Source organism: Pseudarthrobacter sp. BIM B-2242, assembly GCF_014764445.1.
In the GTDB taxonomy this organism is placed as follows: Bacteria; Actinomycetota; Actinomycetes; order Actinomycetales; family Micrococcaceae; genus Arthrobacter; species Arthrobacter luteus_A.
Genome location: NZ_CP061721.1, coordinates 1,108,033 through 1,123,879 on the forward strand (window position 1 = coordinate 1,108,033; position 15,847 = coordinate 1,123,879).

Annotated in this window: 14 protein-coding genes; 6 read left to right on the forward strand and 8 right to left on the reverse strand. The window is 64.6% G+C overall.

From position 1 onward, the window contains the following. Window positions 1-89 precede the first annotated feature (89 nt). Entirely contained in the window at window positions 90-569 is a 480-nt protein-coding gene (locus tag IDT60_RS05225; protein ID WP_191081155.1) for a hypothetical protein, read from the forward strand. Between the two features lie 31 nt (window positions 570-600). Here the strand turns inward: IDT60_RS05225 and IDT60_RS05230 are convergent, their stop codons facing one another. Next, on the reverse strand, window positions 601-1,029 hold the full coding sequence (locus IDT60_RS05230; RefSeq protein WP_191081156.1) for a hypothetical protein: 429 nt from the start codon (window positions 1,027-1,029) through the stop codon (window positions 601-603). A 39-nt stretch (window positions 1,030-1,068) separates the two neighbouring features. Between IDT60_RS05230 and purN the strand changes: the two genes are divergently transcribed. Both purN and IDT60_RS05240 read left to right on the forward strand, forming a co-directional pair. Then, window positions 1,069-1,641 carry a phosphoribosylglycinamide formyltransferase gene (gene purN / locus IDT60_RS05235; protein WP_191081157.1) on the forward strand — a complete coding sequence of 191 codons (573 nt, stop codon included), beginning with the start codon at window positions 1,069-1,071 and terminating at the stop codon, window positions 1,639-1,641. A 153-nt stretch (window positions 1,642-1,794) separates the two neighbouring features. Continuing rightward, window positions 1,795-2,727 (forward strand): hypothetical protein, encoded by a 933-nt coding sequence (locus IDT60_RS05240; protein ID WP_191081158.1) that lies wholly within the window; start codon window positions 1,795-1,797, stop codon window positions 2,725-2,727. A 70-nt stretch (window positions 2,728-2,797) separates the two neighbouring features. Here IDT60_RS05240 and IDT60_RS05245 read toward each other — a convergent pair whose 3' ends face one another. After that, window positions 2,798-4,150, reverse strand: coding sequence for an MFS transporter (locus IDT60_RS05245; RefSeq protein WP_164201609.1), 1,353 nt, complete (start codon window positions 4,148-4,150; stop codon window positions 2,798-2,800). Window positions 4,151-4,316: 166 nt separating this feature from the next. On the opposite strand from IDT60_RS05245, the gene purH reads away from it, so the two are divergent. After that, complete coding sequence (gene purH, locus IDT60_RS05250; protein ID WP_191081159.1) at window positions 4,317-6,002, forward strand: bifunctional phosphoribosylaminoimidazolecarboxamide formyltransferase/IMP cyclohydrolase; 1,686 nt, start codon at window positions 4,317-4,319, stop codon at window positions 6,000-6,002. Between the two features lie 297 nt (window positions 6,003-6,299). Here purH and IDT60_RS05255 read toward each other — a convergent pair whose 3' ends face one another. Further along, window positions 6,300-7,286 carry a serine protease gene (locus IDT60_RS05255; protein ID WP_191081160.1) on the reverse strand — a complete coding sequence of 329 codons (987 nt, stop codon included), beginning with the start codon at window positions 7,284-7,286 and terminating at the stop codon, window positions 6,300-6,302. Window positions 7,287-7,493: 207 nt separating this feature from the next. On the opposite strand from IDT60_RS05255, the gene IDT60_RS05260 reads away from it, so the two are divergent. Both IDT60_RS05260 and IDT60_RS05265 read left to right on the forward strand, forming a co-directional pair. Beyond that, window positions 7,494-7,721: a hypothetical protein gene (locus IDT60_RS05260; protein WP_191081161.1), complete on the forward strand. Its 228-nt coding sequence runs from the start codon at window positions 7,494-7,496 to the stop codon at window positions 7,719-7,721. 230 nt (window positions 7,722-7,951) lie between these two features. Beyond that, the gene (locus tag IDT60_RS05265) at window positions 7,952-10,171 is read left to right on the forward strand and encodes an NADP-dependent isocitrate dehydrogenase (protein WP_191081162.1); all 2,220 of its coding nucleotides are present in this window, start codon (window positions 7,952-7,954) and stop codon (window positions 10,169-10,171) included. Window positions 10,172-10,259: 88 nt separating this feature from the next. Here the strand turns inward: IDT60_RS05265 and IDT60_RS05270 are convergent, their stop codons facing one another. The 5 genes from IDT60_RS05270 to IDT60_RS05290 form a co-directional block, all read right to left on the reverse strand. After that, the gene (locus tag IDT60_RS05270) at window positions 10,260-10,769 is read right to left on the reverse strand and encodes a hypothetical protein (protein WP_223883895.1); all 510 of its coding nucleotides are present in this window, start codon (window positions 10,767-10,769) and stop codon (window positions 10,260-10,262) included. Then, a complete protein-coding gene (locus tag IDT60_RS05275; RefSeq protein WP_191081163.1) occupies window positions 10,766-11,971 on the reverse strand; it encodes a serine/threonine-protein kinase in 1,206 nt (401 codons plus the stop codon). Before IDT60_RS05275 ends, IDT60_RS05270 begins: the two co-directional genes overlap by 4 nt. A 268-nt stretch (window positions 11,972-12,239) precedes the next feature. Next, window positions 12,240-13,571 (reverse strand): hypothetical protein, encoded by a 1,332-nt coding sequence (locus IDT60_RS05280; RefSeq protein WP_191081164.1) that lies wholly within the window; start codon window positions 13,569-13,571, stop codon window positions 12,240-12,242. A gap of 91 nt (window positions 13,572-13,662) precedes the next feature. After that, window positions 13,663-14,598, reverse strand: a complete 936-nt coding sequence (locus IDT60_RS05285; protein WP_191081165.1) for a hypothetical protein — start codon at window positions 14,596-14,598, stop codon at window positions 13,663-13,665. Between the two features lie 169 nt (window positions 14,599-14,767). Next, entirely contained in the window at window positions 14,768-15,838 is a 1,071-nt protein-coding gene (locus IDT60_RS05290; RefSeq protein WP_191081166.1) for a Gfo/Idh/MocA family protein, read from the reverse strand. Window positions 15,839-15,847 lie beyond the last annotated feature (9 nt).

Below are 15,847 nucleotides of genomic sequence, written 5' to 3' on the forward strand. Positions count from 1 at the left end.
TCATTCCGGGGTTTATCGGTTTCACCGGAGGTTATCGGGTTAGTGTTGCGGTGACGGCAACCGCCGGCGAATACCCTCAGGGAGGGTGCATGAACGCCAACCAATCCAGCTCCGAGCAGTTCGGCCAGCACTTGATCAGCGTTGGAGGTTCGGAAGCTGACGTCAGCGGATCCGCCTACGTGGTCACCGACGAAGACACGGTCGAGAGCGTTGTGTCGGGTCTGCGGATCAAACAGCAGCAGCAAGGCGTCCCCGCCAGCAAGCCGTCCATTCTGCATGCCTCCGCGCAGGTTCTGATCAGCAGGCGCGATGAAGATGACCCCGAACATCACGCCGGAACGTCCCATGCGGGGGAGTACCAGTTGGACATCCACCTCAGCGCGGACCACAGCATCCGCGAAGCCATCCCGGAGAAAGATCTGGAACAGGCTCAGATCTGGGCGCGGGGACGGATCGCAGCCGAGGGGGCCGAGTTCGGGGCCATCTACTTTCCTGCCGGCGGCGGCGTCGAACCCGGCACAGGTGCGCTCGAATGCAGTTACCACAGCGCGGTGGGCTGGTACCGGTAGCGGAGCGCCAGTGCAGTTTTAGGGCGACCGCTTAGGGAAAGCCCGGCAGCGCCTGCTCGAGCTGGACGCGGCAGCTTGACATCGCCTGGTCCGTCAGGGCCTGCCGCTGGCACGCCTGGAACTCCTGTACCTGGTCAAAGAACACTGCCGAAGCCAGGATGACCAGCAGCATGATCAGCGAAATCACGAGTCCAGAGATGGTCCCGAACAGGACCAGCCGGGACTCCTTGAGCTTCGCAGCCCGGACCAGCAGGAGGATCCCCAGCACGAAGCTCGCGGCGGTCAGGATGCCGGTGAGCCAGAGGTAGCTGACGTCGAGCTGGTAGACGAAAAAGGCACCCAGCACGGTGAGGATAAAGATCCGGAAGAGGGTGCGGGTCTTGTTGAGCGAGGTCTTGGCGGCCTCGCTCAGCTGCGGTTTCGTCCGCTGCTGGCCAGCTGGTTCCGGGGGAGTAGTCATGGATTCCAGCCTACGCGAGCCTGCCCATAAGCTAGACCCATGCGCATCGTAGTCCTCGTTTCCGGCACCGGGTCCAATCTCCAGGCAGTCATCGACGCCGTTAAGTCAGGGGGGCTGGACGTGGAGATCGCTGCCGTGGGCGCCGACCGCGAGGGGACCTACGGTGTCGAACGTTCCTCCGAAGCCGGGCTGGAGACCTTTGTGGTCAACTTCAACTCGTTCCCCACGCGCGACGAATGGGATGCCGCGCTAACCGCGAAGGTGGCCTCCTACGCCCCGGACGTGGTGGTGTCCTCCGGCTTTATGCGTATTGTGAGCGCCGACTTCATTGATGCCTTCAAGGGCAAGTACCTGAACACCCACCCCGCCCTGCTGCCCGCGTTCCCCGGGGCCCACGGCGTCCGCGATGCCATGGCCTACGGTGTGAAGGTCACCGGCTGCACGGTCCACTGGGCCGACGCCGGCGTGGACACGGGCCCCATCATCGCCCAGGAAGCCGTCACCATTGAACCGGCGGACAGCGAAGAAACCCTGCACGAGCGAATCAAGATCGTGGAACGCCGCCTGCTCGTCAACACGCTTGCAGCCCTCGCCGCTGCCCCTTCCTTCTAATCCATCCCCGCCCCGCCCCGCCCCTCCCAACTAAGTAGCGCTAAGTGTCGTTTTGACCCCTCAAAACGACACATCGCGCTACCTACTTGGGTTTGGGGAGGGAACCTGTGGATAACTTCAGCGGCGTTCTCCCGGGCCTGCCACCATGGGCAGATGAAGGTCCCCAGTGCACTGCCCCATCCGTGGGCCCGCCTTCCGTTCACACTCAAAGAAGCGGCCGACGCCGGGATCACCCAACGTAGGTTGCGTCACCAGGGCTTGGAGCGCCCTACCCGCGGCATCCGGGTGCCGGAGGTGGAGGAGTGCCCCCTTGACCGCAGTATTCGCCCCTACACTCTGGTCACGGAGTTTGCAGCTGCGTCCCACGCCTCGGCTTTCCTGTTGTGGGAGTTCCCGGGGTTCCTCCCGGGTAGCGATGAACAGCTGATCCATATCTCGCGGCCCGATTCGGTAGCCATCATGCGCCGCCCAGGGGTGAAGGGTCACAGGGGCCAGTTCTTCGCAGACGAAATTGTCACCCACAACGGTTTGCTCATCACGTCGCGGACACGCACGTGGCTCGACTGTTCCCGCAAGATGAGCATCGAAGAGTTAACCGTGGTTGCAGATCACCTGCTGAGGGTCCCTAGGCCAGACTTCGAGGCCAGATCTGATCCCTTCGCAACGAAGGAAGACCTTGAGGACATGTTGGACCGGCACAAAGGGACACCAGGAATCCGGAAAGCTCGTTTCGCCCTTGAACAGGCAAGAGTAGGGGCTGATTCTGCCCCGGAAACCCGGCTAAGGCTGGCACTGGAATACGCGGGCCTGCCTGAACCGCAACTGAACGTGCCTACGGAGCTGGGTGCCGGCGTCGTACGTCAACCCGATCTAGCGTATCCGGAGCACCGGGTGGCCGTGGAATACGACGGCGAGGGACACTCCGAGGTCGCGCAGATCGTCAAGGACATAGCCCGCGAGGAGGACTTCGCGCGGGCCGGTTGGTTGCCGGTCAGGATCTCCAAACGCCACATGAAAAACGAGGCGCGGGCCGCCGTCGCCAAAGTCCGCATCGCGCTGCAGAGCCGTGGCTGGTCCCCCAAGTAAGTAGCGCTAACTGTCGTTTTGAGCGCCCAAAACGACAGTTAACGCTACTTAGTTGGGGAAGGAAAGGCGGCTACTCGAGGCGGCGCTGTTTGGTTTCGGGGGAGAAGAACGCCATCCACAGCACCGCCAGCAGCACCAGCCCGCCGGCCAGGGCAAAGGACGTAGCCAACCCAAGCTCGGGCCAGAAGTAGTTCGCAAAAATGAGCGGGCCAAAGCCTGCGCCCAGCCGGGAGAACGTTGAGGCCCAGCCGAAGCCGGTGCCACGCAGCTCCGTGGGATACAGCTCCGAGACATAGGTGTAGAGCACGGGAATGGCCACCTGGACCACGAAGCCGAACACCAGCAGCCAGAACACGGCGGCCGTTGGGATGTCCACCACAAACGCGACGATCACGAGGGTCAGCGCGGAGAGCGGGCCGGTGATGGCCAGGATCCATTTGCGGCCCACGTGCTCCACCAGCAGTGCGGCGACGATCACGCCGAGCAGCCCGACAGCGGCCATGGACGCCGTGGTTACAAAGGCCTTGTACTCGGCGAAGCCGGCGCCGATCAGGATCCGGGGCATCCAGGTCAGGGACAGGTAGTAGACGAGCAGGATGCTGAAGAACAGGGCCCAGGCCGTGGCCGTGATCTTCCAGTTGAACTGCCAGACAAGGCGCAGCTGATGCCACGCGCTTCCGGCGGACAGCCGCGGAACGTCCTGTGCATCGGGCAGGCTGTAGGCGCGGGGCTCGGCTCCGGTGGCTGTCACCAGGTCATCAATAACTTTGGCGGCTTCCTCCCGGCGGCCCTTTCGGATCAGGAACAGCGGTGATTCAGGGACACTGCGGCGGACCCAGAAAACCAGGAGCGCCGGCAGCACCATCACCAGCATGGTCAGCCGCCAGTCACCAAAGATTCCCACCAACGCTGCGGACACGAAGCCGGCGAGGGCCGCGCCCACGGGCCACCAGCCATCCATTGCCGTGAGGACCTTGCCGCGCTGTTTCCGCGGCGTGAACTCGCCTACAAGCGCGTAGTCCACCGGTATGCAGCCGCCCAGGCCGAACCCGGCCATAAAACGGAACACACAGAACCAGACGAAGTCGGGGGAGAAGGCGCCGAGCACGGTGAAGACGGAGAAGATGAGCAGCGTTGCTGTGAAGGCCTTCTTGCGTCCGATTGTGTCGGCGATGGTGCCCCACACAAACGCACCCAACGCCATGCCGATCAGGTTGGCCGTCCCTACCCACGCCACCTCGCCGGGCGCCAAGGCCCAGTGGGTTGAGAGCAGCGGGATGAGGATGCCGTTCAGCGTCACATCCCAGGCGTCGAACATAAAGCCGAGGCCGCCGATCAGGAAGATCCGCCCCTGGACTTTCCATCGCCAGGGCAGTTCCTGGACCACCTGTTCGCCGCTGGGCACAGTGGTGTAAATATTCATCGCAGCCTCCTGCCTAAATCTTAGTTGCCTGCATTGCGGGGTCTGTTCTGCGTCGATCGGAGCGCCCGGAGCCAGCCCGCAGCGCAGGCCAGGCGTGCAACACGATAAACTGGGCCCTATCCCCACCACCCGCGGCACTGGCCCGCGATATAAGACGGAGACTTTTGTGAGCTTCACGCAGCCTGACCGCGTATCCATTGACCGTATTCCCATTCGCCGGGCCCTGATTTCGGTTTACGACAAGACCGGTCTGGAGGATCTCGCCAAGGGTCTGCATGCCGCCGGCGTGAGGATCGTCTCCACCGGCTCCACGGCCAAGAAGATCGCCGCGGCCGGTATCCCGGTCCAGGAAGTCGAGGAAGTCACCGGTTCCCCGGAAATGCTCGATGGCCGGGTCAAGACGCTGCACCCCCGCGTGCACGGTGGCATCCTCGCTGACCGCCGCGTGCCGGCCCACATGGACACGCTGACCAAGATGGAGATCGAGCCCTTCGACCTCGTCGTGGTGAACCTTTACCCCTTCGTGGAGACCGTGAAGTCCGGTGCGGCGCAGGACGACGTTGTGGAGCAGATCGACATCGGCGGCCCCGCCATGGTGCGCTCGGCCGCGAAGAACCACGCCGCCGTCGCCATTGTTGTTGACCCCGGCTTCTACGGCGAAGTTGTCACCGCCGCGGCGGAAGGCGGCTTTGACCTGAAGACCCGACGCCGGCTGGCCGCCAAGGCGTTCGCCCACACCGCCTCCTACGACAATGCCGTGGCAACCTGGACCGCCAGCCAGTTCCTGGACGAAGACGGCGACGGCGTCATCGACTGGCCTGCCTACGCCGGCCTGGCGCTGGAACGCTCCGAGGTCCTCCGCTACGGCGAAAACCCGCACCAGCAGGCCGCGCTCTACGTGGACAAAGCCGCCCCGGCCGGCATCGCCCAGGCCGACCAGATCCACGGCAAGGCCATGAGCTACAACAACTTCGTGGACGCGGACGCCGCGCTCCGCGCCGCCTTCGACTTCGCCGAGCCGGCCGTCGCCATCATCAAGCACGCCAATCCGTGCGGCGTGGCTGTCGGTTCAGCCGATGCTGAAGACCCGATCGCCGACGCCCACGCCAAGGCCCACGCCTGCGACCCCGTCTCCGCTTTCGGCGGCGTCATCGCAGCTAACCGCACCGTTACTGCCGCCATGGCCGAAACCGTCGCGGGCATCTTTACCGAGGTAGTCATCGCCCCCGACTTCGAACCCGAAGCCGTGGAGATCCTGTCCAAGAAGAAAAACATCCGCCTGCTGGCCCTGCCCGAAGGCTATGGCCGGTACCCGGCCGAAATGCGCCAGGTCTCCGGAGGCGTCCTGGTCCAGATCTCCGACAAGGTGGATGCCGACGGGGACAACCCCGCCAACTGGACACTCGCCGCCGGTGACGCCGCCGACGAAAAGACCCTCGCGGACCTCGCGTTCGCCTGGACCGCGTGCCGGGCTGCCAAGTCTAACGCCATCCTGCTCGCCAATAACGGCGCTGCCGTGGGCATCGGCATGGGCCAGGTCAACCGCCTGGACTCCTGCAAGCTGGCCGTCGAACGTGCCAACACGCTGGGCGTTTCGGTGGAGTCCGACGTCGACGGTGCGGGCGGTGCCTCCAACGCCGGCGCCGTCGACGCACCTGCGCGCGCCCGCGGTGCCGTGGCAGCGTCCGACGCGTTCTTCCCGTTCGCCGACGGCCTGCAGATCCTGATCGACGCCGGCGTCCGCGCCGTGGTCCAGCCCGGCGGTTCCGTCCGCGACGAGGAAGTTATCGCGGCGGCCAACGCGGCCGGCATCACCATGTACTTCACGGGTTCGCGCCACTTCTTCCACTAATCCCCACCGGGTTGCGCCCAACCCGGGATTCAACGAACGACGGCGCCTGTCCCCGCAGAGGGGAGAGGCGCCGTCGGGCGTTAACGAAGGGTTCAGGATGGTTCCGGTGAGGGTAACGTGCTTTCGTCACCGGGACGCTGAGCACGTTCGGGAAGCCGCAGCTCCCGCGGCTTCGCCTCAGCCATCCGTTCCGGAGTCCAATACGCGAGGATCTCCTCGTGTGTCTGGTCCGACGTACTGTGGCTGACCGAATCCTCGCCGGGCTCCTTGCCGGACGCGGATTCCTTGCCAGGCGTCCTAGGCTGCTTGGGCAAAGTTGTAGACGTTCTCGATTTCGGTGCCCCAGTACGGGCCGAACATAACTTCGGCACCGTTGTAGCCGTAACTGTTTATGGAGTTCTGTACGCCGTCGTCGAGAAGCCACGGCCCGCCGGAGGAGCCGCCGGTCATCGTGCACGGGATTCCCTGGGTTTCAAACTTGGGGTTCGTCATGTCGTTGGTAGCAGTGCCTGCGCAGCTCCAGAGCTGGGCGCCGTTGTATGGCGTGGAGGCAGGGTAGCCGTAAGACGTGTACTCAAGCCCGCGATCGATACCAAAGACAACGTCGGAGCTGCCCACAACGTCTGTGAGTGTCTCCCCGTCTTCGTTGGGGTTCATGACCGCAAAGCCGGTGTCAAAGGCGATGTCCCCGGAGGTTTTCCACTGCGGTGTGGTGTGCAGGTCCCGGGCGGTCCACCGCCCATAGGGTTCCTTGCCGTTGTCATAGCCGGGAACAAAAATGAAGTTGGTGGCGTACGCGCCGGGACCTTCATTGAGGCAGTGGCCCGCTGTGGCCACGGTGCTTCCGTTCTCCGAGGTGACGGCATTGCCCGAACACACATAGTTGAACCCGCCCATGGTGAAGAACACCTTGCCGATGTGGTCCACCGGTGTCGCCCTCAGGGCGAGCTTTGATTTGCCGCTTACGACCTTGGTTGCCTTGACCTTGGGCTTTTTATCCTTGACCTTGTCCTTCTCCTTGGCCGCGTCCACGGCGTTGAGGGAAGTGCGGCGTTCGATCGCATTTCCGGCCAGGACATCGCCGGGAACAGCGGCGCGCATACGGTCCGCGGTCCAGTATTCCGCCGCACCGGTGCTGTCCACTGTGGCGCTGGCAACCGCGGGGGTGGTCTGGTCGTCCGACGCCGGCGGGGCGGCGTGAGCGGTGCCGGCGCCCACCAGCGCCAACATGGCAGCGGCCGAAAAAGTGAGGAGGCTGGCGGCGAAGGATCTGGTTCGCGTCATGATGGTCCTGTCTGAGCGGGCTGAACGGGGCACCAGAGGTCCGCCGGGTAACCCATAGAACCTATCGAGGCACCCCATTTTTGTAAATAGTAGTCCGGCCTCATGTGCGCGTCACTCTGGTAAAAGTCGAGGTCAACGGGTACTTTTCTCTTATCAATGACCTGTCCGATCTGGGCTCCGGACTCCGAGTGAAATTGGGGCCCCATCGTGATTGCTTTCTGGAAATCTGCCAAGAAGTCCTCTGCCGCAGGCAGGCATTTTGCCGCCAACGGGGGAGCCGGCGCCGCCGTCCCGGATATGGAGGCGTTCACCGCGGCACTCCAGCTGCGGGACGTTGATCCAATCCACACGTTCACCGCCACCGAAGAGCTGCGCCGTCAGGACCCCAAGTACGTGCAACTGTGGCCGAGTGATATTCCCCACAAACGGCGCTGACACGCTCCTCACGGTTGCCGGCGGCTGCCGGTTGCAATGCCCGACGGCGACTGGCCCGCTTGGGGTGCCTCCCCGCCGTCGTGCGCTCCCGGGTACCTCAAACCTGCGGTAATACGGGCTGTCCGGCCGTCCCGGGTAGGGCTCAAAGCCGTGTCCTCGGGTAAGTTAGGTGAGGTGAAATAGACAAATTTCCACAAAAAATCAGCCGACCTCCAGGGAGACGCCCGCGCATGTCCAAGATTATCTATACCCACACCGACGAAGCGCCGATGCTGGCTACTTATTCGTTCTTGCCGATCATCGAGGCGTTTGCTTCGACCGCAGGTGTGGAGGTGGAGACCCGTGACATTTCGCTCGCAGGCCGCATCATCGCCGTGTTCGGTGACTACCTCACCCCTGAGCAGCAGATCGCCGATGCCCTTGCTGAACTGGGTGAACTGGCAAAGGCGCCGGAAGCCAACATCATTAAGCTGCCAAACATCAGCGCTTCCATCCCGCAGCTGAAGGCCGCCATCGCCGAGCTCCAGAGCCAGGGCTACAACCTGCCCGATTACCCGGACAACCCGGCCTCCGATGAGGAGACGGCCGTCCGCTCGCGCTACGACAAGATCAAGGGTTCCGCCGTGAACCCGGTCCTTCGCGAAGGAAACTCGGACCGCCGCGCGCCGCTGTCCGTAAAGAACTACGCCCGCCAGAACCCGCACTCCATGGGTGCCTGGTCTGCGGACTCCAAAACCAACGTTGCCACCATGGTCAAGGACGACTTCCGCTCGAACGAGAAGTCCGTGGTCATTGAGTCCGACGGGACCATCGCCATCCAGCTGGTCCGCGAAGACGGTTCGGTCAAGGTCCTGAAGAAGGCCTTCCCCGTGCTGGCCGGCGAGGTCATCGACGGCACCGTCATGCGCGCCGCTGCCCTGGATGAGTTCCTGGCAGCCCAGGTTGCCCGTGCCAAGGAAGAAGGGGTCCTCTTCTCCGCCCACCTGAAGGCCACCATGATGAAGGTCTCTGACCCCATCATCTTCGGGCACGTGGTGAAGGCCTACTTCTCTGAACTGTTCGAGACCTACGGCAAGCAGCTCTCCGCCGCCGGCATCAGCCCCAACAACGGACTCGCTGCCATCCTCAGCAGCCTTGAGGACCTGCCGGAGGACGTTCGCGAGGGCGTTCAGGCACTCATCACGAAGGGCCTCGAAGAGGGTCCGGCCCTGGCAATGGTGGACTCGGACAAGGGCATCACCACCCTCAATGTCCCCAGTGACGTTATTGTGGACGCCTCCATGCCCGCCATGATCCGTTCGTCCGGCCACATGTGGGGCCCGGACGGCAAGGAAGCCGACACCCTGGCAGTCCTCCCGGACAGCTCCTACGCCGGCATCTACCAGGTTGTCCTGGACGACTGCCGCGCCAATGGCGCCTTCGATCCCACCACCATGGGTACGGTTCCGAACGTTGGCCTGATGGCCCAGGCCGCCGAGGAGTATGGCAGCCACGACAAGACGTTCGAGATCCAGGAAGCCGGCACAGTCCAGATCGTTGACGGCGCCGGCACCGTGCTCATTGAACACGAAGTTGCCCCGGGTGACATCTGGCGCGCCTGCCAGACCAAGGATGCCCCCATCCGCGACTGGGTCAAGCTTGCCGTCACCCGCGCCCGGGCCTCCAAGACGCCCGCCGTCTTCTGGCTGGACGAGACCCGCGCACACGACGCCAACCTCATCGCCAAGGTCAACGAATACCTCAAGGCGCACGACACCGAGGGCCTGGACATCCAGATCATGTCCCCGGTCAAGGCGACGGCCTTCACCCTGGAGCGCATCCGCAAGGGTGAGGACACCATCTCTGTCTCCGGCAACGTGCTCCGCGACTACCTGACGGACCTCTTCCCCATCCTGGAACTCGGAACCAGTGCCAAGATGCTCTCCGTTGTGCCGCTGATGAACGGTGGCGGGCTCTTCGAGACCGGCGCCGGTGGATCCGCCCCCAAGCACGTCCAGCAGCTGCTCAAGGAAAACCACCTCCGCTGGGACAGCCTGGGCGAGTTCCTCGCCCTGGCCGTGAGCTTCGAGCACTTGGCCACCACCACGGACAACGCCCGGGCCCAGGTCCTCGCTGACACGCTGGACAAGGCCACCGGGACTTTCCTGCTGGAAAACAAGTCCCCGAGCCGCCGTGCAGGCGAGCTGGACAACCGCGGCAGCCACTACTTCCTTGCCCGCTACTGGGCCGAGGAGCTGGCCAAGCAGACCGAAGACGCAGAGCTTGCAGCATCGTTCTCGGCTGTGGCCGGCGAGCTGACGTCCAACGAGGAGACCATCGTTGGCGAACTCGCCGAGGTGCAGGGCTCACCGGTGGACATCGGCGGCTACTACCGTCCGGATGAGGCTAAGGCTTCGGCAGTGATGCGTCCTTCGGCAACGCTGAACAAGGTCATTGCAACCTTGAAGTAACAGGGACTGATAAAGAGGCGGCGCTCCGGGAAACCGGGGCGCCGCCTCTTTGTTGATGCTTGTGGCCGCTTGAAGCCCGGACGGGTTATCAGCCGTCCTTGCCCTTGCCTTTGCCCTTGTTATCGTTTCCCTTGTCCTCGGCGGGCGCGGCGGGCGCAACCGGCGCGGGAACTGACTTCGCGGCTTCCGCGGCGGCGTCTGCCTCGGCCTGACGTTGCGCCGCTGCTGCTTCTTCTGCGGCCTTGGCTTCTGCAGCAGCTGCTGCGGCAACCGCCTCGTTGAGGTCCGCACGCACGGCAGCAGCCGCCGTCGTAATTGACAGACGCCGGTCTTCAGAAACGCTTCCGCTGCCCGTTGCCGCCGCGAGATCAGCCTCCAGGCTATCCAGGGCGGACAAAGCAGCAGCGTGGTCATTCCCGGCCGCCGCCTCGCTTACCGCCAAGACGCGTTCCTGGAGCTGCCGGGCCACGTCCTGCTCCAGTCCTGCATCGCGGGGACCGCAGGCGGCCAAGGACCCCGCCACCAGTAGTGCCGCCGCCGCCGCGGACACGCAGCGGAAGACGCCGCGGCCCATGCGGCCGCACGGGTCCGGGGTCACGGTTGCACGCTCTTCTGAAGTTCTTGGAGATGGTCGCCCAAGCTGCCAGTGACGGTGGGGTACGGGACGACGTCGGGAGTTTGCGGCCATGCCAGGCTGAAGGTCAGCGCTGATGCGGCCGCCACTATAGCCAGCAGGGCAAGAACGATTGCAAGCCAGAACCGCCTGCTCCCGCGGCGGAGGCGCTGGAACGCTGTTGATGGACTCCCTTGCGGCGTGTCTGCCTGCTGGTCCCTGCTTGCCGCAGCGGAGGGCACATCGTGTTCTTCGGTGATCGGTATGGACGGCGGTCGGAACGGCATCGCCGGCAACACACGGGTGGTCTCCGGCGCAAGCTCGCCCGGAGTGGATACGGGCGAGACCAACGCTTGGCGGAGCACGGACTCAACGTCGGCGGCGGTGGGCCTTTCCAGCGGTTCAAGGGCCGTCATGGAGCGGATCAGATCAGCCCATTCAGGCGGGAGATCGTCCGGAATTTCGGGCGGGCGGTGCAGTCGTGCCACGGCGGATTCGACGGCGTTGCCCGGATACTCCATGGTCTGCTTAATGCACTCCAAAAGGACGAGCCCCAAGGAATAGATGTCAGTAGCAGGAGTAAGGGGAGACCCCATGGCCTGCTCCGGGCTCAAGTAGGCCGCCGTGCCCACCATGGTTCCGGTGGCGGTCAGGCGCGTCGAATCAACAATCCTGGCGATCCCGAAATCCGTCAGCTTGGGCCGCACGGGCTCCCCGGGCCTGATCTGCACCAGGAGGATATTGCCGGGTTTGATGTCGCGGTGGATGATGCCCAGGCCATGGACGTATGCCAGCGCGTCAGCAAGGCCTGCTCCGATCACGGCGAGCTCGTCCAAAGGGACCGGGCTGAGCCGGATGCGGCCGCGGAGATCCTGCCCTTCCACGAGTTCCATGGTGAGGAACGGCCGGGGTTCGTCCGGGATGCGGGTATCGATGCCGGCGTCGAACAACGTGACCAGGTTGGGGTGGTTAAGCGTGGCCAGGAGCTGGATTTCGGCTTCCTGGCGTTTGAGCTCGTCTGTGTCCGGTGATTGGGGGGCGAAGAGTTTCAGGGCTACGTCCCGGCCGAGGTTTTCGTCCCGGGCGCAGTAGACAGATGACATGCCTCCCCGGCCGATCACCTCACCCAGCCGATACCGCCCGCCGACTACGTCATTCCTGAGCGAGCTAGGTGAATCCATCACCAAAATCAGCTCCCTCCCCGGTGCGCTGCGGCACTATCTACCAGTAATGATATCGCCGCCGGGGCATCTTTCGTGCCATCCGGCGGCACACCGAGAGTCCGGCCGGGAAGTTGATGGGAGCTTCCCGGCCGGACCCTCGGTCACAAGGATGTGTGCTGGATGTCAGGGCTATCCCGTAGGCCACCCCCCTTCAGGACCGGTCACGTGTACGGACGGTCGCATCGCGGATTTGATCGGATCGTGTGCCAGGTTCCCTGGGTTTGCGGGGCTTTTAGGAAGTCCGGCGCCGCCTCAGCAGCAGCGCACCGGCAGCCAGGAGGAACAGCGCGAGGGGTACCAGCGAGGCGTCCAGGCCCGTGTTGGCCAGTGCACCGGTGCCGCCGCTCCGGGCGGTTGTGCCTGCTGCTCCTACTGCTGCTCCCACTGCTGTTACGGGGCCGGTTGTGTTCCCGGCCGGAACCACGGTGATGCCGGTTGCAGCAGACCCTGTTGTGGCTGTCGTGTCTGTTCCGGTACCGGGGTTGTCTGTTCCGGCGGCAGGGGTGTCAGTTCCGGTTGCCGGTGTGTCCGTGCCACCCGTCGTGCCGGTGCCCGGGTCCGTTGTGCCCGGGTCTGTTGTTCCGGGATCGGTGGTGCCGGGATCGGTCGTTCCCGGGTCCGTGCCGGCAGGCTTGCCACTGCAATCTGCGGAACCGTTGACGCTGACAACGCCGCAAACATTCAAAATCACGCCGTCCAGCAGTCCGGTGTCCAGCCCCAGATTGACGTCAGCCAGGACATCCAGTCCGCCGTTGTTGTCAGTTCCCGCGTCTCCGCCGGTGGGAACGTCACCCGGGGGGTTGTCGCCCAAGCCGAGCCCGACTGTCGCGGCGACGTCGGCGGTTGTGCCGGTGCTGTTGTTGCTTCCGAGGAGGCCCTCGGTGCCGCCGAGGTTGACGTCCACTACAGCGGCGACGTCGGCGGTGGTCCCGCTTGCGTCTGAACTGCCGCCGAGGAGGCCGTCGGTGCCGCCGAGGTTGACGTCCACTGCTGCTGCGACGTCGGCTGTTGTGCCGGTCCCGCTTGCGTCTGAGCCGCCGCCGAGGAGGCCGTCGGTGCCGCCGAGGTTGACGTCCACTGCTGCTGCGACGTCGGCTGTTGTGCCGGTCCCGCTTGCGTCTGAGCCGCCGCCGAGGAGGCCGTCAGCCCCGCCGAGGTTGACGTCCACTACAGCGGCGACGTCGGCGGTGGTCCCGCTTGCGTCTGAACCGCCGCCGAGGAGGCCGTGGGTGCCGCCGAGGTTGACGTCCACAACAGCCGCGACGTCGGCGGTCGTGCCGGTCCCGTCGGTCCCGTTTGCGTCTGCGCCGCCGCCAAGGAGGCCGCCGGTTCCGCCGAGGTTGACGTCGACCTCAGCGACGACATCCGCGATGTCCGACTGCGTTGGGCCACCCAGCAGCCCCAACGACGTCGTGTTCGCGGATGTCGCCGCTGAGACCAGTGCGGTGGCCGTGAGGTCCGGACCGCTGGTAGTGTCCGCAGCGCTGGCCGCGGTGGCGCCGAAGGCTAAGAGCCCGCCGGCAAAGAGGGTGCCGAGCAGCCCTCTGCGAAGATTGGAATCCATGATGTTTGTCTCCTGACAAAGTTGATGTGGGGCGCAGTGAAGCAAGCCCGATGGCCGTGTTCTGCCGTGAAGACGGCAGAAAGAGGCTCAACTAGTCAGGAGAGGAACCGGGGTCGAAAGACACCGGCGCGGGGGCATGCCCGAACGTTCCGCTGATCGGGAAGGTGCCCGTCAGCGGCAGGTCAAAATGAAAGTCGTTCAGCCAGGCCGCAGCGCCGGAGGAACCGTACGGCGAAGCAGCGCTGCCTGTCCCCGAACCGGGAACTGCCGGCGCGGGAACCGGCGAGGGCGACGGTTCTTCGGTTACCGGCGAGCCAGCGGCAGCCTGTTGAACGAACCCGCCCGGAGTTGCTGCGTCTGAGATCTGTGCAACGGCCAGCGTGACTCGAGGCGTTACAGCAGCCACCTCGATTGCAGCTGCAGAATCATCCGCGACTGTCGGTGCCGGTGCTTCAGGGGCCGTCTGCAGTGCTGCTGTGTCCAGCGCCAGCGCTTCAGGAAGTTCGACTGATGGCTCCACCACCGCTGGCAGCACCACGGCTACGGGGGTCGCTCCGGTGACGAGGCCGGCAACGGGCTGTACTACAGGTTCAAGAACGGGGACCGCTTCGACGAGCGGAGGAACTGCCGCGTCCAGCAGTCCGGACACGGCGCCATCGGCTGCGGAGGCGACGGAGACGGTCACCGAGGAGACCGTTCCCGAGGGAACAACACTCTTCACCACCGGGACGGCTGCCGCGAGTTGATCCGCCGTGGTGGCAAGGCTGCCGACCACTGGCTGCAACAGCCCGGTAGGTGCGGCCACAGGCGCAGCGGGAGAGTCCGTTCCTACGAGGGGAGTGACGGCAGCCTTCAGTGGAGCCGAGAGCGACGAAACCGAGGAGGTGACCCCGCCCAGCACAGAGCCGGGTTCCTTGGAGGAGTCAGCCGAAGCGGCGGAAGAGGAGAGCGTCAGCCAAGTGGCAGTTACGGCTCCAGCGATGAGGAGGGGGCGGAGCAGGCGCCATGACGGACGAACCTTTGCCACGCGTACCACCCCCAGTACGTACCGTTGAGACCGACGATGTCTACAGCCTAAGACCGCTCCGTCCAGCAAGTCTAGGGAATTGAAAAATAACTTCAGCAAACTTACTAATCAGTCACAGGCGAAGGAACAAGCGCGCGTCTCGCTGTCAATCTGTTTACAGGCGGCACCATCAATGCGCATCGTTGGCGTAGCTGACGCCCAACTGCGCGCGAACTCCGTCAAAAAGGCGCATGGTCTTAATGGAGTCCTCCAACGGCATGACGGGGCTCTCGGTGACGCCCTGCTGGATGCAGCGTGTCACCTCGCGGAGCTCGTAGGTGTAGCCCAGCCCCACCACGTCGAACGCTTCCTTACGCGGCTCCTCGAGTCCGATGCCAATCACCAGTTCACGCGGGTTGTTGATGGATCCGATGCTCTGCAGGTAGCCCTTGCTCCCCGCCACCGTGGCGGTCCGGGGACCAAATGCCAGCAGTGACGAGGTCAGCTGGGCCTGGGCGCCATGGTTGTAGCCGAGCGTCAACGCGTTCTGGGCGTCCACGCCGTCGTCGTTGATGAAGCCCGTAGCGCTGACCGTCTGGGGGAATCCCAAGGTCCCCACGGCCCATAGCAACGGGTAGACCGAGATATCCAGGAGGGCGCCGCCGCCGTCCTGGCGGGCCCACAGCCGGGACGTGGGGGAGTAGGGGGCGGGAAAGCCCAGGTCAGCCGTCACCCAATGCACATCGCCGAGTTCGCCGGACGCGGCGACCTCGAAGGCTCGCTGGATCCCGGGCAGGAACCTGTTCCAGACGGCCTCCATCAGGAAAAGCCCCCGTTCGCGCGCCACGGACACAATCTCACTGGCTTCCCGTGCATTGATGGTGAACGCCTTTTCACACAAAACATGCTTGCCGGCGTTCAACGCCGCGAGCACGATCCGGTGGTGCTGGGCGTGCGGAGTGGCAACGTAGACCACATCAACCGCGTCATCGGCGAGGAGCCGCTCGTAGCCGGAGACGCCGTCGTAGTCCCAGTAAGACCGTTCAAAACCGTAGGCTGCGGCGAAGCTTTCCGCGGTGTCCCGTCCGCGGGAGCTGACGGCGTACGGCTCGGCGTCCGCAAGCAGCGCCAGGTCCCGGGAGACCGAACGGGCTATCCCGCCGGTGGCGATGACGCCCCAGCGCAACGGCTTTCCGGTGGCGGACCGCGGGTCCTTGTCGGGCTGGCTGGACAACCACGGCGTGGCAATTGGCGCGCTCATGGTGCCCAT

Bases quoted from the DNA above. Each gene is read 5' to 3' on its own strand.
- IDT60_RS05225 (WP_191081155.1), top strand. From the start codon at position 90: ATGAACGCCAACCAATCCAGCTCCGAGCAGTTCGGCCAGCACTTGATC.
- IDT60_RS05230 (WP_191081156.1), bottom strand. From the start codon at position 1,029: ATGACTACTCCCCCGGAACCAGCTGGCCAGCAGCGGACGAAACCGCAG.
- purN (WP_191081157.1), top strand. From the start codon at position 1,069: ATGCGCATCGTAGTCCTCGTTTCCGGCACCGGGTCCAATCTCCAGGCA.
- IDT60_RS05240 (WP_191081158.1), top strand. From the start codon at position 1,795: ATGAAGGTCCCCAGTGCACTGCCCCATCCGTGGGCCCGCCTTCCGTTC.
- IDT60_RS05245 (WP_164201609.1), bottom strand. From the start codon at position 4,150: ATGAATATTTACACCACTGTGCCCAGCGGCGAACAGGTGGTCCAGGAA.
- IDT60_RS05255 (WP_191081160.1), bottom strand. From the start codon at position 7,286: ATGACGCGAACCAGATCCTTCGCCGCCAGCCTCCTCACTTTTTCGGCC.
- IDT60_RS05265 (WP_191081162.1), top strand. From the start codon at position 7,952: ATGTCCAAGATTATCTATACCCACACCGACGAAGCGCCGATGCTGGCT.
- IDT60_RS05280 (WP_191081164.1), bottom strand. From the start codon at position 13,571: ATGGATTCCAATCTTCGCAGAGGGCTGCTCGGCACCCTCTTTGCCGGC.
- IDT60_RS05290 (WP_191081166.1), bottom strand. From the start codon at position 15,838: ATGAGCGCGCCAATTGCCACGCCGTGGTTGTCCAGCCAGCCCGACAAG.